The sequence below is a fragment of the Planotetraspora phitsanulokensis genome, assembly GCF_016863295.1.
GTDB classification, from domain to species: Bacteria; Actinomycetota; Actinomycetes; order Streptosporangiales; family Streptosporangiaceae; genus Planotetraspora; species Planotetraspora phitsanulokensis.
Window position 1 is genome coordinate 15,725 of the sequence record NZ_BOOP01000025.1, and the last position, 22,195, is coordinate 37,919.

Below are 22,195 nucleotides of genomic sequence, written 5' to 3' on the forward strand. Positions count from 1 at the left end.
CACGGATCCGGTGTGAGAATGACATTATGTTCGCCCGCGGAAGGCGGGCAGGAGCAGGGAGGGACGTGGACCCGGTGAATAGGGTGTCTCAGGCGACTCTCATCGCTTCGGACAGCCCTGAGCCTCTGTGGGTGCAGGCGGCCGAGCTGATCGAGCGCCAGGTGCGCGAGGGGGTGCTTCCCGCCGGGCGGCGCCTGCCCGCCGAGCGCGAGCTGTGCACGCAGATGGGCATCAGCCGGGTGACGCTCCGGCGAGCGCTGCAGCACCTGGTCGAGCAGGGTGTGCTGCGGTCCTCCCATGGTCGCGGGTGGTACGTCGCGAGCCGGCCCGACCGCGACTGGCCCAACTCGCTGGAGTCCTTCACCGAGACGGCGCGGCGCAAGGCCCTGGTCGCGACCTCCCGGGTGATCCGCGCGGAGGTCAGGGAGGCGTCCCTCGACGAGGCCGACCAGTTCGGCGTGGCGGCGGGCACCAAGCTCTTCGTGCTCGAACGCGTGCGCATGCTGGACGGCCTCGCCATAGGAGTCGACGCCTCCCGCGTGGTGCTGAATCTCGCGCCCGGGCTTCCGGACACCGACTTCGCCGTGGCCTCCCTGCTCGAGGAACTCGCCGCCGCGGGGGCCGAGCCGGTCGTCGCCCAGTCGGTCATCGAGTCCATGGGCTGCCCCGAGGAGATCTCCGGGCACCTCGACCTCGTCCCCGGAGATCCGGTCCTGGTGATGCACCAGTCGATGGTCGACGCGGTGGGGCGGGTCGTGCTGGTGTCGACCATCACCTACCGCGGCGACCGGTACCGCCTGCGCACGTCCTTCACCCGTGGTGGAGGAAGCTCCGTCTGATCGTTACGGCACCGTGGGATCCACGTCACTCGTGAGTCCCGCGGCTTCGTGCTGCCCGGGCTGTGAAATGTCCGCGAGATCCTGATCGGTACCCCAATGCGGCATACCAGGATCCATTACGGCATCATGTGGTATGCAGAGGTATCTATATTGAACCTTTTGGTCAGCTCGTGGCAGTAGTTGGTCCTCACAGGTCTCTCGAAGGGAAATGACGGAAATGCCGGGAGAACGAATCCCCTATCTCGACGGCCGGGCGGGCCAGCCGGCCGCCCTGGAGCGGGTCGCGACCCGGGTCGCGGAGGAACTCGCCGAGGTCGCCGCAGGGAGTGACGTGTTCGCACGCAGCACGCGTCCCGTCTTCGTCGGAATGGGAGCCAGCCACGCCGCACTGGCCCTGCCGATGCGCATGCTCTCCGACGGCGGGCTGCTGGCCCGCCAGGAACTGGCCAGCGAGGTCGGCTCCCCGATCAGGTTCGCCGACGCGGATCTCGTGATCGGCGTCTCGCAGTCGGGCCGCAGCCCCGAGACGGTGGACGCGCTCGCCCTCGTGCCGGAGGAACTCCGGGCGGCGGTGGTCAACGTCGCGCCCTCCCGGCTCGCCGACTCGGTGGCGCACTGCGTCGACCTCGGCAACGAGCCCGACAGCTACGCCTCGACCATCGGCTACACCGGCACCCTGGTCGCCCTGGCCATGATCGCCCGAACCATGCTCGGCCGGCCCCCGGCGGAGATCACCGGCGAATGGGGCGGCATCGCCGACGTCCTGGCACGCCACGAGGCCGTCCTGGCACCGGTCGTCGACGAAGTGGCCGAGCGTGGCGGACGGGTCGTCGCCGCGGACGTCGTCGCGTCGGGTGCCGCCCGCTCCGCGTCGGAGTCCGGGGCCTTGCTGCTGCGCGAGGTGTGCCGGGTGCCCGCCTCGGCGCTGGTCACCCGCAACTACCTGCACGGGGAGATGGAGTCGGCGGGGGAGACCCTGCACGTGGTGATCGGCGACGGCCGGGAGTTGGAGCTCGCGCGCAGTCTGGCCGGTGCCCGACACCTCACGCTCTGCGTCACCTCGGCCGCCGTCGAGCCCGATGAGCACCTGCACGTCGTGCGCGTCCCCGAGGGCGTTTCCATGCCGGTGCGCACGGTCCTCGAGACCGCCGTCGTGCAGCGGCTCGCGGGATCGCTCGCGCAGGCCAGGGGCGTGGAGATCGAGGACTTCGTCTTCAACAACACCGACACGAAGATCGAGGAGCCGATCGGATGACCGAGGCGGTGGCCGGTGTGGACGTCGGGGGCACCAAGACGCGGATGCGTCTGGTGGACGTGCGGACCGGCGAGGTCCTCGCCGACCGGACGGTGCCCAGCTCCGGCTGGCAGACCGCCTCGCTTCCCCAGGCGGCGGCATGGCTGGCGGAGCGCCTCCAGCCGCTGCTCGGCTCGGGCCACGCCGTACGGCACGTCGCCGTGGGCGCGCACGGCTGTGAGACTCCCGGCCACTGCGACCACCTGGCCCGCGAGCTCGGCCAGGTGCTCGGGGTGGCCTCCACCGTCGTCAACGACGCCGAGTTGCTCGTTCCGGCGGCCGGCCTGGCCGGCGGCGTCGGCGTCGTCTCCGGCACCGGAGCCATCGCCGTGGGCAGGCACCGCGACACGGGGGCGTACCTGTCCGCCGGCGGATGGGGATGGGTGCTGGGTGACGAGGGATCGGGCTCCGCGATCGTCCGTGACGCGGCCCGGGCGGTGCTCTCCCAGGCGGACGCGGGGACTCCCGGCGACGGGCTCGAGGACGCGCTGCTGCGCGCCTTCGGCGTTCCCGGGCTGCCCGAGCTCGCCGCGGTGATGAGCTGGAACGGGGGCGTCGAAACCTGGGGCGCCCACGTTCCAGCCGTCTTCGCGGCGGCCGAAGCCGGGTCGGAGACGGCCGGCGACGTCATCAGGGCGGGCGGCCGGTCCCTCGCCCGTCTCGTGGGGCAGCTGGCCAGGCGAGGGGCCGAGGTCGGCGCGGTGGTCGTCGCGGGCGGCGTCATCACCGGCCAGCCCCGTCTCCTGGCGGCGTTCGAGGCCGAGCTGGCATCCCTGCTCCCTGGGGTCACCACCACTCTGCTCCAGGCTCCGCCTGTCGAGGGAGCCGTCGAGCTGGCCCGCCGTACCAGGAACTGAGCCCGGACCGAAGTCGAAGAGGAGATCATGCGGATTTCAGAGGTCGTCGCCCCCGGCAGGTCGCAGGTCGTCGAGGCCCCGGACACGCCACCCGGACCTGGGCAGGTCAGGGTGCGCACCCTCGCCTCGGGAATCTGCGTCTCCGAGCTGCCCGCGTGGGCCGAGCACGACGGCGCCGAGCCGCGCCGGCTCGGTCACGAGCTGAGCGGCGAGATCGTGGAGCTCGGCCACGGCGTCCACGGGTGGTCCCGAGGGGATCGCGTCACCGGCTTCGCGTTCCCGGCGTTCGCCGACGCCGTGAACGTCCCGGCCAGGGAACTGCTCCCCGTCCCGTCGAACGTGCCGAGCCGGGCGGCGCTCGGAGAGCCGCTGGCCTGCGTCGTCGAGGCCCTGTCGAGGTGTGGCCTGAGGTCCGGGCAACGTGTCGCCGTCGTGGGGCTCGGGTTCATGGGGCTGACCGCCCTGCAGGTCGCCGCCGACCGTGCTCCCGCGCGTCTCGCCGGCGTCGACCCGGTGCCGTACGCGCGCGATCTCGCGTCCGAACTCGGGGCCGGCGAGGTGCACGCTCCCGAGGAGGCCACCGGGAGTCTCGCCGGGGCGTTCGACGTGGTCGTCGAGTTCTCCGGCCGGGCTGCCGGGCTCAAGCTCGCGGGCGATCTCGTGACGACGCACGGCACGCTGTGCGTCGCCGGCTACCACCACGACGGCCCCCGCGATCTGGACATCGAGCTCTGGTATCGCGGGGTGACCATCGTCAACGGCTTCACCGGCCAGCGATGGCGCCTCATGGCGGCCCTGGCCGACGGGCTGCGGATGATGGCGGACCGGCGTCTCACCCTCGAGCCGCTCGTCACCCACAGCGTCTCGCTGGACGACGTGGACACCGGCTTCGGCTACTTCGGCCACCGCCCCGCAGGCTTCGTCAAGTGCGTCGTCGAGCTGTAGCAGGACGGTTTGACCCTCCCGCGGGATTTCAGGGCTTCGCGATCACCATCGTCCGTACGAGCCGATGACGGGGACGAGCGGAGCGCCGAGAAAGAAGAGCGCACGTGCCATGGCCCTGGTGAGGGTCGGTGCCTGGCCGGTGGAGAGCGATACGACCTTGATCTTCAGCACTCGCTTGCCGATCGTCTGTCCCCAGCGTGCGTGCGCCAGGCCGAGGTACAGGACGCCGATGATGATCTGGGCCGCGCCAAGGGCCCAGACCGTGGGATTGCTGCCCCAGGGATTCTCGATCGAGGAGTCGTCGGGGAGAGATGACGAGACCGGGATGAAGGCCGCGGCGATGGACGTGAGCAGTGCGAGGACGACCGTGTCGATGATGCCGGCCGTGAGCCGGCGAAGCGGACGTGCGGTATGACGGACGAGTTGGGAGGGGGGCTCGATCACGCCGGAAAGTGTGCCGTATCCGACTGACACCGGGAATCCGCGTAGCGAGCGGTTATGGAGGATCGGCGACGGTTGCGGCGGCAGCCCGAGTACTGGCACGGTGATCAGTGGTCCTGGCAGGCTTCCGTCATGACTGAACTGGTTCGCCGCCATGACCTCCCGTTCGAGAGTGGGACGTTCCCTGCCGGCCTGGGAGCGGTGGTCAATCGTCGGGTGGCGAGTGGTCAGGTCCCGGCTCTCGTTGTGGTGCACGACGATGAGGACGACTGGCTGGTCGGCGATGGCGAGACGGACGGCGAAGACGACAACCTGGTGGTCCTGCACATCAGCCACCTGGTCGCCCGAGACCCCAGCCTGAGCGAGACGGCCACGCTGCCTGCCGGGTATGCCGCGTGGCGATCGTCTGTGTCCGCCCCGTGGACCGTTGAGCCATGGGTGTACCCGGATGACGACGAGTAGCTCATCCAGTGGATGCGAGCTGCGGGCCGGAAGGTTGGTGACGCCGGCATGGTGTGGCCTTGTCTCCGGCCGTCGGTCTGACGGCCGGAGACAAGGCGATATTCACCCCGTCGCCGGGCAGCGGCTTACGGGCGGCCCACTGGCGGCTTGGTGTAGTCGCACACGCCTGCCGGGAAGATCTGCTTCAGCCTGGCCCTCTGCGTCGAGTCGGGTCGCCACGAACCGTAGTCGCCCCTCGCCACAGCCTTGTCGACCGGCTGGAGCCGGCACTTGTACATGTCCTCGTCGAAGGGTCCACCGGCGACGATGCGCGACGTGGAGTGGATCGGGAACAGCTCGGTGCACGCCCCGTCCGGCTTGTGGTCGAGGATTCCGTCCCAGACGTTCCGCCCGGAGGCGATGAGCCGGCCATCGGTGGCGAAGCATCGATCGGTGGCCTCCGACGGCTTGTTCTGACCGACGGTACGCTCCGGGTGCTCCCGGATGTTCTCCATCCACGTGTCGATGGCCTTGAACGCCTCGGGGAGCTGGCTCGACTGGGCGCCGCCCGGCCGCGCGTCCGTGAACCAGATGGCCTGGTTGTCCGCGTTTCCATGTGCCTCGATGATGCGTTCCCGGCTGGCGAAGGACTGGCGGCTGTTGTGCATGTTGAGCTCGTCCTCGAGGTAATGCCGCCAGTCGATGATCGGGATGTCGATCCGGCCGCGGAAGACGAGACCGGACCGGTAGGCCGCCTCGATCGCACCGACGTCGCCCTCGGTGCGCGGCGCCGGTGTCGCGCCGCCGTCCGGGCTCAAGGTCATGTTGCGCGAGCTCCACGGGTCGAAAGTGCCGCCGGGCACGAACGGCGCCCCCTCCTGCACCATGTCCTCCGGGTCCTTCCACCCGCCGACGGTGGCGTTGAGGTGCAGGAACTCCTCGGGCGTGAGCGCGCCGTCACGGAGCGCCTGGAGGCCGTACTGGACGCCGACGTTGTCGAAGGTCCGTCGTGCGAAGCCGTCCGGCTTCACCCCGTAGATATTGCGCAGATCATCGAAGTGGGTCCATTTGACGGTGTCCATGACGCCCTTCGGCTCCATCAGATTCTGATTGGAGCCGGCCGACCCGTAGTGCGGGTTGAGAGTCAACGGACTGAGCCCCCGCCAGCCGTTGATGCACTCGCTGGAGCCGGGCTTTCCCGTGTAAGGGTTGCGGACGGTGCTGCTCGAGTTCAGGCCTTCGAGTAGTTGGCGGTTGTCCCAGTTCTGCCACTTGGGGTTGGCCGCGTCGGTGACGTCCATGAAGTACTCGAGCAACTCGCAGTCGCCGACGTGGATGCCCTGCGTGACCATGTCCGGATAGGCGTACACGGGGATGGCCGCGTCGATGAGGCCGGGATGGTTCTGCCCGTACACGTACTGCTGAAGACCGCCGCCGGAGGCGCCGACGCCGACGGTGTACAGCGGCTTGCCGTACTCCTCGATGAACCGCTCTTTCACCATGAGGGCGGTCTCGCCGCCGACTTGGAGGTTGTAGTGGTTCCCGGTGTCGTTGCCCGTGGAGTAGGCGACCGCGTATCCGGCGGCCAGCCCCTCTTCGGCGTTGAACATGCCATCGATCGTGGTGCCGAGGTCTCCCTGGGTGTGCCCGATCCCGACGCCGCCCGAGCTGAAGCTGTAGATCAGGCGTTTGTTCCAGACGGAGTCGGCGGCGTGGCCCCCGTCCACCTGCAGGGGGCTCAGCATCGCGATGCTGTAGATGAACCGGTTGATGGTGCCGCGCTCCCAGCGGACGACGAAGTCGACGTCGCGTCCGTCCGACGTCGTGGTGGTGGCGAGGTCGGACGGCCGGCTGCCGTCGGCCGGCAGCGGCTTCCAGCCGCCGCTCGTGGTCCGGTACACGAGGTCGACGCGCGGCTTGACGCTGCAGTCGCGGCTCCACCCGACGATCTGGTCGGTCTTCTGCCCGTTCGCGTCGAGCGCGAAGACCGGCAGGCCCACGTGATCGTGGTTGTCGACCAACGGCTGCCCGAGGCCCGACTGCTCGGTCTTGCAGACGAACGGCTCCTGCTGGGGGCCGGAGAAGATCGGCCCGGTGATGCTGTGGTTGGTCAGCGTGAGCCGTGCGTCACGGTGGTGGTCACCGACCGTCTCCGCCGTGAGGACGTTGACGCCGGCGCGCATCCCGTCGACGAGGCCGACGAGCGTCCGCCGCTGCTCGCCCGCGGAGAACTCGCGCGTGACCTCCGCGCCGTTCAGGCGGATCTTGACGCGCTGGGGGGAGACGTCGTCCGGGACCTGGACCTGCACTCGTGCGTCCCCGCCCGACACCTGGTCGGGGCGGCTGGACACCACCGTGATCTGCAGATCGTGCTTTCCGCCGTTCGCCTTGTCATGTGACTCGTCATGCGACCGGCCGGGGGACGGGCCGTCGGGCGCGGACGCGACCGCGGGGCCGGCCGCGGTGAGGAGGGTGGCCATGGACAGTGACGCGATGACGGCGAGGCGCAGGCGCCGCCCGCCGGAAGGGGACCGCATGGTGCACTCCTAGGGGGTCTCGGGGCTTGCGGACACGAGGCGGATCACGGCCCGGTCCAGCGGTCGAGGTAGCAGGGGTGGTCTCCGCAGGTGTCGACGACCACGCCGTCGAGGAGGAAGGTCGCCAGTTGCTCCTGCCCGGCCGTGGTCTCGGTGGCGTCCGGCCCGTGCGGGTCCACGCCCTCGCTGTTGGGTACGTTCGCGATGGGCGGCGGCGGTGTCCCTTCGACCTCACCGTCGACGGTGCGCAGCGGCCCGATGTCCCAGAGCGTGATGGTCGCCGGCCCGCGGTACGGCGAGCGCTCCATCCGGGGAACCCCCCAGAACGGCGTCTTCTCCTGCGAACGGCCGGGGTCGAGGATCGGCGTGCGGATGTGGGCGCCGATGGTGCGCGCCTCGACCGCCGCGGACCAGGTGGACACCTGGTGATCACCGTAGGACGCGAGCAGGAGCACCTTGTGGGCGGGCGTGTTCGGGTAGGTGTCGGTCGTCATGTGGTGGGCGTAGCCGCCGGCCTCCGACCGGTCCCACAACATCTGCAGCAGCCCGAAGATGATCTGCTGGTCGAGCTTGTCGGGATAGTTCTGGTCGAAGATCGCCTGGAATGGCGCGAAGTCGACGCTGCGGTTGAGCAGCAGGCTGTAGTTCATGCCGGGAACGCCGAGCACGCCACGGGTGAAGTCGGGCGCCACCGCGGTGAGGGCGCCGCCCATGATGCCGCCCTGGCTGCCGCCCATGTAGAGCAGTTCGCGGGTGTCGATGACCGATTCGGTCCGGCCGTGCGTGTCGAACCGGAAGGCCGGGTCCGCCGCGAAGCCGTCCGGGTGGATCATCGCCCGGCCCAGATAGAGGAAGTCGAGCATTCCCTGCTGCCCGCGGTCGGCGGCGGTCGGGAACTTCGAGATGTCGCGGTAGGCGTCGGCGGCGGTCGCACGGTCGTCTCGCGCGAGGCCGATCCAGTCGGTCGCGCAGAACATGATGCCGTGGTCGTCGCCGATCGTGTACAGCTTGCCGGAGTCGACCTCGTCGGCGCTGCCGAGCAGGCCGTGGCCGTACAGCGACGGGTGCACTTTGCGGATGTGCCCGCCTGAGACGGCCGAGCGGGGAATGTTGCAGATGAAGTTCGCGGCCCGCTCGTTGCCGGGGATCTGGCTCGGCAGGGAGGAGCCGTTCGAGTAGTGGAACGTCGCCCCGGACGGGCAGCCGCTCTCGTCGAGGTAACACGGCACGAAGACGCGGCCCGCGACGCGGCGTGCGATCTGGTCGTTCTCACCCGTCTGGCAACCGTCGGCGCCGCACGCGCTGAAGTCCCGCACCGAGTCGACGGCGAACCGCGGAGAGCGTCCCTTGACGTGCTTGTCGTCCAGGTCGGTGTCGCCGAGTTGCCGGAAGGCGTCATCGCGGATGTGCAGCATCCGCTCGGACAGACCGCGCTCACTGGCGACCGTGAAGTCCCAGGCGAGGTAGAGGCTGTGCCTTCTCACCCCGGCCTTCTCGAGCGTCGCGAAGATCTTCTTCATCTGCGCCAGACGCCCCGGGTCGGTCTTCCCGGCGCCGTGCCCGGAATCGACGTACGCCGCGAAGGCGGGGCCGGGCGGGATGAGACGACCTGAACCCTCGCGCATCGAGCGGAGCGCGACGATGTAGCGCGTCCCCTCCGCGAGGTTCGCGGCCGGGTGGATGATCAAAGCCTGGCGGGCGGGATCGGTCGCGTTGGCGTCGAGTTCCGCCCAGTACGCCGTGCGCTTGCCGGTGCGGGTGTCGAGCAGCACGATCGGCGCGTCGTCGTCGAGTGAGGCGCCGATGTCGGTGACCGGGGCCGCCTTGGATTTCGTCAAATCGACCCCGGGCACCCTGGTGAGGATCGGCGTGCCGGGGCTGAACCCGTCGTTTCGATTCCATTCGGTCGGGTCGATCGGAGTTCCGGCGACGTTCTGCGGCATCATCCCCGGTGAAAAGGCGATCCGCCGGCCGGTTTCCGTGGATCGGTCGGGAACGGTGAAATAGTCGTTGGGAAACGGCAGCAGGCAGGCGGACGGGTCGATCGGATCGCAACCGGGTTGCGGTCCGCCGTGGTCGGGACCGTGTCCGGCACTGGGACTGGAGGGCGGGGCCGGTGCTCCTGCAGCCGCGGCGACAGGAGTGCTCACCATCAGGGCGGCCGTGACGGCCAGCGCGCTGAATAAAGCGAACGAGCGATTCATGCGATTTCCTCGGCTAAAGCCAGAATCGGCGTCGTGGGATGTTAGCCCGATCACACGTCCGACAACTATTGGCGTTCACCCGAGAGTTCAGGACCGTTCGTTGTGATTTCTCCCAAGCGCCTGCAGGGTCAACGCCGCACCCAGCACGAGGACGCCGCGCCCCGACCCGGCGGAGTAGCCCGTGAGTTCACATATCCGGGTCAGCCGGTAGTCGAGGGTGTTGGGATGGATGTGCAGCGCGGCCGCCGTGGGCATCCGGTGGAAATCGTTGGCGAACCACGCGGCGAGCGTCTGCACGAGTTCGGGCCCGGATTCCAGCGGCTGGAGGACATCGGCCAGACGCCTGCCCACCTCCCCGGCGCTCGTCAGCACGTACTCCAACAGGACGTCGTCGAGTGTGTACGTTCCAGGCTCGGCGTTCAGCCGTACGGCCAGCCGGAGCACGTGGTCGGCCTCCGCCGCCGCCGACGGCACGCCGCCCAGGTCCGCTCCCGTGGCGACCCCCGCCAGCACCGGCGCATCGGCTGCCTTCGCCATGCGCGCCACCAGGTCCGCGGCACGTGCGTCGCGGTCGTCCGGGTCCGTGCGGGGGAGGAGGACCACGCCGCCGCCGGGTGCGAGCACGCTCAGCGGCTGCGACTCGTGACCGGAGTCGTCGGACAGGCTCTGCTCCATCCGCCGCAACTTGCGGCGGGCCGCCACGGCGCTCTCCACCTCCTCGTCGCGCTCGTCGACGGAGGACTCGACCCGAACCGCCAGCACGTGGTACCCGGCGGCCAGCCAGTGGTCGGCGCGCTCGGCCAGCTGGCGTGCGGGCGTCCCGGCGAGGAGCGCCTCCGCCAGCCGGCGGCGCGCCTCCCGATCCTCGTCGTGGATCGCCTGCCGCTCCTCGAGGTACGCCGCGGCGACCGCGCCGGTGACAACGTTGTTGAACGTGATCACCATGTGCGCGGCCTCGAACAGGTCCGCACGCTCGTCGGGATGCGCATCGTCGCAGAGCGCCTGCCACCCGATTCGCGATCCCACGCGGTAGGCCGCCAGAACCGTCTCCAGCGGCACCCGCTCCTCCGCCCGCAGGGCGGCGCTGCGGCGGACGGTCAGCAGTTCTCGCTCGTCCGGCAGTTCGTCGTGGCTGAGGACCCGGAAGAAGAGCCGCAGGTTGTGTCGGCAGATCTGGAGGACCTCGCCCTCCAACTGCTCTCCCGGCAGGTGGGCGTAGAGGGGGATCTCCGCCACGAAGGCGTCGACCATCCGGATGGCGAGCAGGTCGAGGCGCGTCGCGACACGCTCGGCGAGAGCGTTCAGTCGACGCATGTCGATCCGGCTGCCATTCTCACGGGCCCTTCGATGATCAGGTGAGGTCATCGTATTCCCGGCCGAGCCGGCGTGACGATCGTGCCTTGCCTTCCCCGCGTCGGTACGGTCGCTTGGCCTGGCTGCTCTGTCCGTTGTGAATCCTGATCTTCATGCGGTGACGGAGTCGTTGCGACCGCGGTCCTCGACATGCACGACCACACAGCGACATCAGCGGTCGACGTCGCGCCCGCTCGCACTCTGTTGTCTATTTGTCATGCCGGGGTGGTCGATGGTCCCGCTCGGATTTGCGAGCCGGGGGCGTGGCCTTGCGGTGCGAGATTTTGCCGTGCGGCGCTGGGTCGGCGCAGTGGCCGTGCACTTTCCGTTTACCCCTGGAGGCTTTCCCCGGCGGCGAGAGGTCTGGTTTGTCTGTCGGCTTGGTAGCGCTGTGGGTGGTGCACGGTTCGACGGGCGCCGATCGTGAAGACGGGGACGGCGACGCGGTCGGGGACAGTGACGACTGTCTTGTCCGCGCATCGCCCGATGGCATGAAGGACGGCGTGCCGGACCCGGCGTGGCTTTGTGGTGCGGTGGGCTGTTCGGCAGGCGGCATGGGCGACGGTCCGGTGGCGGTGGCGACACCTCCAAGGAGCGCGATGGCGAGTGCGATCGTGGCGGCCTTGATGCTCAGGATCCGCGTCATGATCCCACGGCGGTGACTCGGTATCGTGCCGGTGCGCCGTGCCTGCCGGAAGGCGGTCAGTGCGGCGTGCAGTCCGGCTGTTTCGTCGGGTCGCGCCGGTGCCGTCGCCGCGGCGAGCAACTCGGCGAGCGGAGCCGCGTCGGAGCCGACGTCGGCTGCGGCGGCGCGGATCAGTTGCTCGGCCGTCGTTCGGTCGTTCTCAGGAGGCTCGTTGATCATGGCGGTCCTCATTGTGCCGGGGTGCTGTGCCGCGCCGCGTCAGGCGAGGGTCTGAGTCGCGCTGCGAGGTTGCGCAGGCCCCGATAGGTCGCGGTGCGAATCGCACCGGCACGCTTGCCCAGAACCCTGGCCGCCTCTTCGGGGTCGAGGCCGACGATGAAGCGCAGGAGAACGGCATCGGCCTGGTCGCGGGGGAGTTGTCCGATGAGGGCGAGGGCCTCGTCGGTGGCGTCCTTGTCGAGGATGAGGCGTTCGGGGTCGCCGTCGCGGCCCGCTATGTCGTTCAGCGCCTCGAGTTGAAACGTGCTGACGGGTCGCCGTCTTCGTCGGCGCAGGTGGTCGATGGCACGGTTGCGGGCGATTGTGGCGGTCCAGCTGCGGAACGCGCTTGAGTCGCCCGTGAAGGTGGGCAGAGCGGTTGCGATCTGTAGCCAGGCCTCGGCGGCCACGTCGTCGGCGTCGTTGTCGACGAGGGTCCGCAGGTACCGCAACAGCCTTGGCTGGATGTCCAGGTACAGCACTTCGAACGCGACCTCGTCGCCTTGCCGGGCGCGCTCGAGGCAGGAGGCCAGGTCGGCGGATGCGGCCCATCTGCCCTTGGCCGCTTCGGATGGCTCGCCGTGGTCGTAAAGCTGATCTCGTAGTGCCCTGTCGTTCAGGCGCTCTGTCTGATCTCTCCCCCACACGATGAGTGCCTCCTCGTATGCATGCCACCACGTGGCGGAGATTTCACGCATTTAAAGGCCGCTGGATGTTAACAAATTCCGCCGCTTTAGGGGAAGGCCTGCGGTATCGCGCCGGCGCAACATGATCCGTTGTCCAATCGTTATTCTCTGACTGATTTCTTTACAATATGTGATTATGTTGTCACCGGCTGTCGAGATTCGTGATTTTTTCGTTGTTACTTCCGAGTAGGTGTGACGCCCCAGGGGTCGACGACGTCGTAACAAGGGGGTGGTTCAGCCCAAGCTCGGATCGCCCAACTAGAGGCGATCACGCTTTGACTGCTTGATTGACAGGGATTCTTCAGAGAGTCAAGATCCGTCCGTATGTCCCTGTCCGGCGGGTGGCGGGGCGTGAACGTTTGGCTGGAGGTCTGGTGTAGACACTGAGTGTTCGCCGGCGTTCGCATTTGACTTTCCGGCTGAGGTGGCCCCTCTTCGGACTATCGATCGCCGCTGTCCGGCTCAGCAGTTTCCTTTCATTCCTTTATCGCTGCGATGTTATTTCCGTATGCCCACGGCCCTGGTTTCGTGCTGCATTTCATGCCTGCCGAATTGGAGACCGGACAGTGTTCAGACGTAAGACAACGCGTAGACCCCGTCGGCTGGTGGCCGGCCTTCTGGTACTCGGTGTCATGTTGGGCGCGCAGCCTCCTGTGGAGGCTGCCGCGTCCAGTGCCCCTCCGATGGAGGATGCACGAGGTGGATGGAAGCCGGACAGCGAACGCGGCTGGCTGGACAACGTCAAGGACTGGTTCACCGGCAGCGACAACAAGCCGGAGGCGCGTGATCTCGGCGTGAACGCGGTGCCGCGGCATGACCCGGTGCCCAAGGGAAAGAATGTTCCGCCCGCCAAGCGCGTGAAGGAACTGACCGGCAAGCGGACCGCCCACGGCCGGGTGTTCCAGCTTGAGGATGGCCGGCAGCAGGCGGAGGTGTCGGCGGAGCCGCTGAACTACCGTGACCAAGCTGGGAAATGGCAGCCGATCGACACCAAGATCTCGGCTACTGACCGGCCGGGATTCCCGTACGGCAATCAGACCAATGCATTCAGCAGCTTCTTCGGCGACACGCCGGACTCGATTCTTCATGTGGCGCTGGACGACGTGTCGGTGACGCTCGGTGCGGAGAAGGTGAAGCCCGGCAAGCCACAGGTGAAGGGCAACACCGCTACCTATGGGTACGGCGAGAGCGGAGCGCGGCTGTCCTACCAGGTGACGCCGGAGGGCGCCAAGGAGCAGATCATCCTGGCGTCGGCGCCGCAGGAGGCCGCCTACACCTTCACCATGAAGGTGGACGGGCTGCGGGCATGGCAACGGCCGGACGGGTCGATCGCGTTCTACCGCGGTGACTTCGATGGCACGCCGGTCATGGAGATACCCAAGCCGTACATGACCGATGACCGCGACGACGCCTCCTCGCCCTACGGCAAGGCGTTCAGCGACAAGGTGTCGCAGAGCATGCAGTGGGACGGCCCGGCCGGACTGCTGCGCATAACGGTGACCCCGGACAGGGCCTGGCTGGCCGACCCGGCCCGCCAGTACCCGGTCATCATCGATCCGACGATCAAGATCGCGCCGACACCCAGCGACTCGCAGGACACCATGATCGTCTCGGACTCTCCGGACACCAACTATGAAGACAGCTGGCGCCTGTCGACGGGTACGTCGTCGGTCGGTGTCGCCCGTTCGCTGCTGAAGTTCCCGGTACTGACCGGAGTACCATCCGGTACGAAGATCGACTCGGCGCAGCTCCAGGTCTACTACGACCAGGACATCGACACCAGCACGGGGGCGACCAACAACGTCACCGTGGAGGCGCACCGCGCGACGGCAGCCTGGGATGAGACGACCGCCACCTGGAACACGGCCAAGAACCTCACCGGCGAGTTGGGCAACAACACCGAAGTCGTCGATGACGGCGACGCCGGCAAGACCGCGGCCACCGGCGCCTGGCCGACGTCCACCAGCACCCTGGCCGCCAACGGTATCAATGGCGACTATCTGTACAACAAGGACGCCGTCCCCGGCGACACCTACACCTGGGTCCCGCGTGTCACCGAGGACGGCGACTACCGGGTCGACGTCCACTACGTGGAAGCGTCCGACCGGGCCACCGCCGCGCCGTACACCGTCACCTACAACGGCGGCACCAAGGCGTATTCGGTCAACCAGTACGCGGCCTCGACCACGAACGGGCTATGGAAGACGCTGGGCACCCACCCCTTCGTGGCCGGCACCACCGGCAAGGTCGTCCTGGGCGACGGCCCCGTCTCGGCCTCCGTCGGGGTGATCGCGGACGCCGTACGACTGACCAAGGACGCCACTCAGGTGAAGCCTGCCTCGGACAACGGCAGTCATTGGCATTCGTTCGCGGTGCGCAGCATCGTCCAGTCATGGCTCGACGGCGCCCCCAACTACGGCTTCGTGCTGAAGGCGGCCGATGAGACCCTCGACAAGGGCGGCGTGCGGTACGAGGGCAGCCTGTACGCCTACGGCGGCGAGATCGCGACCTATCCCCGCCTGGTGGTGACGTACGGCCGCCAGGGAGTCACCCTCGACCCACTCACCACGATCCACGCCACGGGTGCGGAGCTGTCGTGGCCTGCGTACAAGGACCCCTCGACCAGCACGTCGGATGACATCGTCGAGTACCAGGTCCACCGGAGCGTCTACCAGACATTCACCCCGTCGGCCGCCACGCTCGTCTCGCCGGTGGCGTCGGGGACCACATCGTTTGCGGACACGACGGCCAAACCCACTCCGGCCGACTCCACGGATCCATTCGGCCAGGTCTATTACTACATGGTCGCCGTGAAGACCAAGGACGGGCAGATCACTCCCGGCCCCACCCAGATCGCCTCACTGCCGAAGGCCGGCCGTATCGTCAAGTTCTTCCAAGGCGGCAACCCCGACACGACGCTGTCCAGCACCCAACCGGACACCAACCAGGACGTGCTGGCGGGTGCGCCGTGGCTGTCGGTCGGCAACAACTCAGGCACGTACGGCAAGACCCGCGCCGTGCTCCAGTTCCCAGGGGTCTCCACCATCCCCTCGAGCGCCCGCGTGCTTGACGCATCGCTGGATCTGTGGGCAGTGACCATGGTGGGGTCGGGCACGGCCACGTACGAGCTGCGCGCCTTGAACCGCGCCTTCGACGAGAAGACGGCCACCTGGAACAGGGCCACCTCCTCGACGGCATGGACGACGGGAGGCGGAGACTATTCGGCCACCGTCTCCGGCAGCTACACCGGGATCTCCAACGATCCTTATCGGCGGACCCTGAACGCCACCGCGATCGCGCAGAGCTGGGTCTCCGCTCCCTCGTCGAATCACGGGATGCTGGTCAAGCTGGCCAACGAGACGTCCCCGGCCGAACGGGTCCTGTTCCTGTCCGATGAGGCCGACGAGCTGCAGCTGCGACCCCAGTTACGCGTCACGTACCTGGAGACGACCACCGACAGCACGTACTACGCGCCGTCGACGGCGACCCGGGTGGCCGAGGGCGCTCAGACCACCACCGATGTGACGATCACCAACACCACCGCGGCGACGTGGAAGGCGTCGGACTATGTGCTGTCGTATCGCTGGACGCTGCCGGACGGCACCGATGTGACCAATGGGGGCAACCAGCTGCAGACCCCGCTGCCCAGGGACGTGGCTCCGGGGGACACGGTCACCATCAAGGCGCAGGTCAAGGCACCGGTGACGGCTGACGACAGCAACAAGCGCACGACCTATGTGCTGCAGTCGGATCTGTACAACAAGACGACCGCGACCTGGTTGTCGGCCAGCGCGGCGATTCCGTCGCTGGACCAGGCCGTGGCGGTGGACAAGCCGACCTCGAATCAGCTGGGGCTGGAGCCCTTCTACAAGTACGCGGAAGGGGGCACCGGCGCCGGCGGCGAGTTGCACACCAACCTGTACTCGGGCAACCCTGTCTGGACCTATGACCCCTGGTCCCACCCGTCCCGCGGCGACTTCTCCACGTTCGTCAGCCTGGCCTACAACGCCAAGGACACCTCCAACAGCTCCATGGGATTCGGCTGGTCCTTGCAGGCCTCCACGTTGATGCGGCTCGGCTCGCCGCTCGACTTCCACCCCAACGCGAACCCGACCACGGTGACCCTGACCGATGGGGACGGAACCAGCCACACCTTCTCCTGGGACGCCACCACCGGCCAGTGGGTCAGCCCGAAGGGCGTGCACCTGTACCTGCAGCGCCTGGTGACCTGCGGGCCGAAGACCGAGGAGTCGCGGGCGTGGGTGATGACCCGGCCGGACCGCACCCAGTTCTACTTCGACTGCGACGGCTACCTGTCGGCGACGCAGGACAAGAACGGCATGATCAACACTGCCGCCTTCACCTACGCCTCGCGTAAGTCGAACAACAAGCCGGTCAAGTTCCTGCAGTACATCACCGACCCGGCGGGACGGCAGACGCTCACGGTCGACTACTACGCCAAGGGCGACAGCTACACCTACATCGACGACGACACCTGGCAGGAGGTCAACGCGACCAACCTGACCAACCCGTTCATCATCGACCACGTCAAGTCCATCACCGACATCGAAGGCCGGAAGATCACCTTCACCTATACCGGCAAGGGCCTGATGGCCAAGATGGTCGACGGTGCGGGCGACGCCCAGGCGAAGACGTTCCGGTTCGCCTACGACATGACGCAGGGCAACAACAACGCCAAGTTGGTGGAGGTGACCGACCCGCGCGGCCACGACACCAAGCTGGCCTACTACTACCCGCAGACCGGGGACGACCCGCGGTTCCACTGGTCGGTCAAGACCATCACCGACAGGCTCGGCGGCGACACCGCGTTCGGTTACGTGGATCCCGACGGAGCGACGGGCTCCACCATCGACACCACCGTCACCGACGCGGAGAACCACGCGACCGCATTCCACCTGGACGAGTACGGGCGGCCCACCCGGGTCACCGACGCCCGGAGCCACGCCACCGACTTCGGCTGGGACGGCGACCACAACGTGGTCCGCGTCGAGGAGGCCAACGGCGCCGTCACCACCTCCAGCTACGACCCGTATACCGGGTATCTGCTCTGGACCACCGACGCCGAGGCCAACAAGAACGGCACTGCGGCCACCGTCTACACCTACCAGAGCGGGATGAACGGGCGCATCGCCGATCTGATCGCCCAGACCAGCCCGGAGGGCCGCCGCTACACCTTCACCTATGACCCGTGGGGCAACCTGGCGTCGGTGACCGATCCCCTCGGCAACACCACCGAGACCACGGGGGACTACACCACCAACTACGCCTACGACATCTACGGGCAGGCGATCCGGGCGACCGACGCCAACGGCAACGCCACCACCTTCGGCGACTACGACGCGACGGGCCAGCCGCAGACGATCACCGATCCGTACGGCTACTCCACCTACGTCGGCTATGACTGGCGTGGTCTCCTGCGGACGGTGACCAACCCCTTGGGCACGGCCGCCTGGCGGTCCTACGACCTGTTCGGACGGCTACTGACGACCACGGTGCAGAAGGATCACGTCTCCGGCGTGAACATCGTCACGCCCGCGCCGGTCTACGACGCCAACGACAACATCACCCGGGCCACCGCGCCGAACGGAGCCGTCTCCACGGCGGTCTACGACGCGAAGGACCAGCTCACCTACACCCTCAAGCCTAAGGACGACCAGGAGGGTGCGCCCGAGCGCAAGACCTCGTTCACCTACGACAAGGTCGGCAACCAGGTGACGGTCACCGAGCCCAACGGGAACCTGACGGCCACCGAGGGCGACTTCACCACGACCAACGCCTATGACGAGATCTACCAGCTCACCGGCGTGACCGACGCCAAGGGCTTCACGACCAGATACATCTACGACAGCGTGGGCGACCTGTCCTGGCTCATCGACCCTCGTAAGAACGCCACCGCGGACCAGCTCGATTACACCGCCAGGATCAGTTATGACCTGAATCACCAGGTGACAGCGGTGTCCGACGCGGGCGGATACTCCACGGGCGCTGGCTACGACCGGGACGGGCTGCGAACCACCCTCACCGACCAGAACGGCACCGTCACCACAACGGTGTACGACCCGCGGGGCAAGGTGGTCGAGACCCGGGCTCCGCATGCGGTCGTGGACGGAAACCTCAAGGAGACGATCAGCCGGTTCGAGTACGACCAGGTCGGCAACCCGACCAAGGTGATCAGCCCACGGGGAGTGGAGACAACCGACGATCCGGCGGACTTCCTCACCGAGACCCGCTACGACAAACTCAACCGTCCGATCGAGCAGGTCTACCCGTTCGACAAGGACGACGCCCAGGGCGCGCCCTACTACCCCTACCGCACCCCGCAGAGCGTGCTGTACTCCTACGACGCGGCGTCACGCCTGACCTCGGTGGCGTTGCCGCCCCCCGATCCCGATCACACCCCCAACCCCGACCACCGGGGGCGCATCACCAGCACGACCGAGTACTACGACAACGGCTGGATCAAGAAGTCCACGGATCCCTTCGGCATCTCCGTCAGCTACGAATACAACGACCTGGGCGAGCAGACCAAGCGGACCGTCACCGCCGCCGACAGCACCGACCAGCGGTTCCTGCAGTGGGACTACAACCCTGACGGCAAGCTGAAGTACCAAGCCGACAACGGCGGCACGAGCGATCCGCCGGAGTTCACCGCGTTCGACTACGCCTACGACGCCACCGGGAACCTCAAGACGCTCAAGGACCGTACGGCCGACGCCACGATCGACCTGTGGACTCTCGACTACGACCAGCGCAACCAGGTCGAAAAGGTCACCGAGAGTCTTGCCGGGACCATCAAGAACCTCACCTCGTACGGCTATGACGAGAACGGTGCCCTGATCCATCGCACGCACGACCGGGGTACCGACGACTTCACCTACGACGCGCGGGACCTGATGTACTCGGTGCGCAACACCGAGGGCGGGACAGAGCGTCACACGACCTTCGAGTACAGCCCGCGTGGAGAACGACGCCAGGAGACCAAGTCCAACGGCAACGTCGCGACCTACGACTACTTCCTGGACGGGTTGCTGCAGCATTCGGTCGAGAAGAAGCCCGATGGGGCCGTGCAGGCCGAACACACCCTGAACTACCAGACCGACCTGCAGGTCTCCAGCGACCACGTCAAGGTGCAGTGCGTCGAATTCAAGTGCCTGTATCCGGATGTGACCAAGACCTACTCCTACGATCCCCGGGACCGGGTCACGAAGGTTGAGTACAACCGCCCGGGATGGGGTGAGGAGTACGAATACGACGCCAACTCCAACGTGATCTGGCAGTCCGTCGCCGGCACTCCGACCCATTTCATGTACGACTGGAACCGGCTGGTCAAAACCACCGACCCCACCGGCACCAGCTCCTCCGACTACGGCTACGACCCGTCCGGCCGGCTCCAGCAGATCACCGGCGGCGCATCCGGGACGCCGACGGCCTCCTACGTCTACGACGCGTTCGATCACACCGTCCAGACCGAGCAGGTCGGGGTCGACGGTGTGAACCGGACCACCCGCTACGGCTACGACCCGCTGGGCCGTACCTCCTCCACGACCGACAACAGCGGTAAGAAGACCATCTACTCCTATCTGGGCATGTCGGGAGAGGTGCTGGACGAGGAGGTCGACGGAGCGATCACCCGCTCGTACGAGTACTCGGCCTGGGACGAGCGGTTGTCGATGGCGAAGTTCGACGCGGGCGGGACGGCCGAGCGGAGCGTCTACGGCTACGACCCCCGCGGCAATGTCGAGATCCTCACCACCGACGCCGGCGACAACCGGGCCACCTACGGCTACAGCGCCTTCGGTTCCCTCGTGCCGGGAGCGGTCAGCGGTGTGGATACCCCCGACGAAGCCGATCCCTACCGGGAGCCCTACAACCCGTACTGGTTCAACGCCCGGCGATATGACCAGGTGTCGGACACCTACCAGATGGGGTCACGGAACTACCAGCCCATCAGTCACCAGTTCCTGACTCCCGACTCCCGCTACGACTCGGGCGCGGACCAGGGGCTGAGCCTGAACCCGGCCACGAGCAACCGCTACGGCTTCGCCGCCGGCAACTCCATCGCCAACCTGCGCTACTCCCCGCCGGTGGACTGGAAGAGGGAACTGGCGTCCCTCGGCACCGGGCTGCTGGTCGGATTGGGGGTCGGCTCGCTCGCGGTGCTGTGTCCCGAGACCGGAGTGACCTGCCCGCTGGCGATCGCCGGGGCGGCCGGGGCGGCGGGCGCCTCCGCGAGCTACGGCGTGGACGTCGCCATGGACCCCAACCGCAGCTTCAACGCCGGCGACTTCGCTCTGGAGACCCTTTCCGGCGCCGCGATAAGTGCGCTTACCTTCGGGGTCGGCAGGCTCTTCGGCGCGGGTGCCTTCTCACGAGCCATCGGATGTACGCCCAACAGCTTCGTGCCCGGCACGAAGGTCCAGATGGCCGACGGGACCACCAAGGACATCGACAAGGTCGAGCTCGGAGACAAGGTGCTGGCCACCGATGCCGAGACCGGCAAGACCGAGGCCAAGCCCGTGACCGACCTGATCAAGGGTGAGGGCGACAAGAACCTGGTCGAGATCACGGTCGACACCGACGGTAAGAAGGGCGGCAAGACTGGCAAGATCACCGCCACCGACGGGCACCCCTTCTGGGTTTCGGAACTCGGCGAATGGGTCGACGCCAAGGACCTCAAGGCCGGCATGTGGCTGCGCACCTCGTCGGGGACGTACGTCCAGATCACAGCGATCAAGAAGTGGACCGCTCATCACCAGCGCGTCCACAACCTGACCATCGCCGACCTCCACACCTACTACGTGCTGGCGGGTGCCACACCGGTACTGGTACACAATGCGAATTCACGGTGTGGAATAGTCATCAGTACGCGGCTGTATGAGAAGCTTCCCGCCGGAATCCGGGCCCGCTATGCCGAATCCGTCGCCGCGGTCGAAGAAGCCGCGAAGCAGCTCGCGCAACGGCCCCGGGACATTCTCCGGACTCTCGGAGACGATGAGCTTGAGGAATATCTCAGACTGATCGACGAGGGCAACTTCCGTGGTGCGCGCCGATTCTTCGGGACGGCATATCATCGCGCGCTGCATCAGGAACTGAACAGGATAGATCCGGGACGATGGACCTACAAAGCCAGCTGGGGCATCGATCTATACGACCAACGCTTGATGAACTGGGTCGAATTCACCACGGTCAAGGATTATGCGAACCACCTTGGTCGGACGGGAGGGTACAGCCGGGTGCCGTACGTGCTGTATAGCGTCGGCCGCCTTCCAACGCACTAGCTGATTGAAGCCTGAGACGCTCCTGACCTCCGTTCGGGAGCGTCTCAGGCTTTGAGCTGGGCGCTCTAACCGATGCAGAGCTCGTCCAACAGGGATGCGCCCGGATTTCGGCGCGTTTTCACGCCTTCGGCTCCCCCGAAAGGAAGTGCGGTAAAATAACGGATGTGTGACTGAGGCTTCGTGGTATCGGCTCTCTTGCGGCCGATTACCGCCATGCGGGATCAGTCGGTGAAGAGAGGTCGGCCAGTGAGAGCGAGCGGCGCGCTAAGACTCGATGGAGCCCAACTGGAGGGCGCAGACTATTCTGAGCGGACTTTCAATTACATTTCCGTTTCGAACGGCAGCCGTCTTACCAAGTGTGATTTTCGCGGCATCCGCGCCACGGACGGCTGCTT

Annotated in this window: 12 protein-coding genes; 6 read left to right on the plus strand and 6 right to left on the minus strand. The window is 67.3% G+C overall.

The features are described 5' to 3' along the window. Positions 1–74 precede the first annotated feature (74 nt). The 4 genes from Pph01_RS26320 to Pph01_RS26335 all read left to right on the plus strand — a co-directional run bounded on the left by Pph01_RS26320 (position 75) and on the right by Pph01_RS26335 (position 3,935). Positions 75–839 carry a GntR family transcriptional regulator gene (locus Pph01_RS26320; protein WP_204075850.1) on the plus strand — a complete coding sequence of 255 codons (765 nt, stop codon included), beginning with the start codon at positions 75–77 and terminating at the stop codon, positions 837–839. 217 nt (positions 840–1,056) lie between these two features. Next, entirely contained in the window at positions 1,057–2,094 is a 1,038-nt protein-coding gene (locus Pph01_RS26325; protein ID WP_204075851.1) for an SIS domain-containing protein, read from the plus strand. Further along, a complete protein-coding gene (locus Pph01_RS26330) occupies positions 2,091–2,990 on the plus strand; it encodes an N-acetylglucosamine kinase (protein ID WP_204075852.1) in 900 nt (299 codons plus the stop codon). The genes Pph01_RS26325 and Pph01_RS26330 overlap by 4 nt, the downstream gene beginning before the upstream one ends. A gap of 27 nt (positions 2,991–3,017) precedes the next feature. Beyond that, positions 3,018–3,935, plus strand: coding sequence for an alcohol dehydrogenase catalytic domain-containing protein (locus Pph01_RS26335; protein ID WP_204075853.1), 918 nt, complete (start codon positions 3,018–3,020; stop codon positions 3,933–3,935). Positions 3,936–3,977: 42 nt separating this feature from the next. Here the strand turns inward: Pph01_RS26335 and Pph01_RS26340 are convergent, their stop codons facing one another. After that, positions 3,978–4,379, minus strand: a complete 402-nt coding sequence (locus tag Pph01_RS26340) for an RDD family protein (protein WP_204075854.1) — start codon at positions 4,377–4,379, stop codon at positions 3,978–3,980. Positions 4,380–4,508: 129 nt separating this feature from the next. On the opposite strand from Pph01_RS26340, the gene Pph01_RS26345 reads away from it, so the two are divergent. Next, a complete protein-coding gene (locus Pph01_RS26345) occupies positions 4,509–4,838 on the plus strand; it encodes a hypothetical protein (RefSeq protein WP_204075855.1) in 330 nt (109 codons plus the stop codon). A gap of 125 nt (positions 4,839–4,963) precedes the next feature. On the opposite strand, the gene Pph01_RS26350 is transcribed toward Pph01_RS26345, so the two are convergent. The 5 genes from Pph01_RS26350 to Pph01_RS26370 form a co-directional block, all read right to left on the minus strand. Beyond that, the gene (locus tag Pph01_RS26350) at positions 4,964–7,354 is read right to left on the minus strand and encodes a DUF6351 family protein (RefSeq protein WP_204075856.1); all 2,391 of its coding nucleotides are present in this window, start codon (positions 7,352–7,354) and stop codon (positions 4,964–4,966) included. A gap of 44 nt (positions 7,355–7,398) precedes the next feature. After that, complete coding sequence (locus Pph01_RS26355; RefSeq protein ID WP_204075857.1) at positions 7,399–9,558, minus strand: hypothetical protein; 2,160 nt, start codon at positions 9,556–9,558, stop codon at positions 7,399–7,401. Positions 9,559–9,645: 87 nt separating this feature from the next. Then, on the minus strand, positions 9,646–10,872 hold the full coding sequence (locus tag Pph01_RS26360) for a PucR family transcriptional regulator (RefSeq protein ID WP_204075858.1): 1,227 nt from the start codon (positions 10,870–10,872) through the stop codon (positions 9,646–9,648). Between the two features lie 247 nt (positions 10,873–11,119). Beyond that, positions 11,120–11,776, minus strand: coding sequence for a hypothetical protein (locus tag Pph01_RS26365; RefSeq protein ID WP_204075859.1), 657 nt, complete (start codon positions 11,774–11,776; stop codon positions 11,120–11,122). An 8-nt stretch (positions 11,777–11,784) separates the two neighbouring features. Further along, on the minus strand, positions 11,785–12,462 hold the full coding sequence (locus Pph01_RS26370; protein WP_239117028.1) for an RNA polymerase sigma factor: 678 nt from the start codon (positions 12,460–12,462) through the stop codon (positions 11,785–11,787). 722 nt (positions 12,463–13,184) lie between these two features. On the opposite strand from Pph01_RS26370, the gene Pph01_RS26375 reads away from it, so the two are divergent. Next, on the plus strand, positions 13,185–21,800 hold the full coding sequence (locus tag Pph01_RS26375; RefSeq protein WP_204075861.1) for a DNRLRE domain-containing protein: 8,616 nt from the start codon (positions 13,185–13,187) through the stop codon (positions 21,798–21,800). Positions 21,801–22,195: the final 395 nt, after the last annotated feature.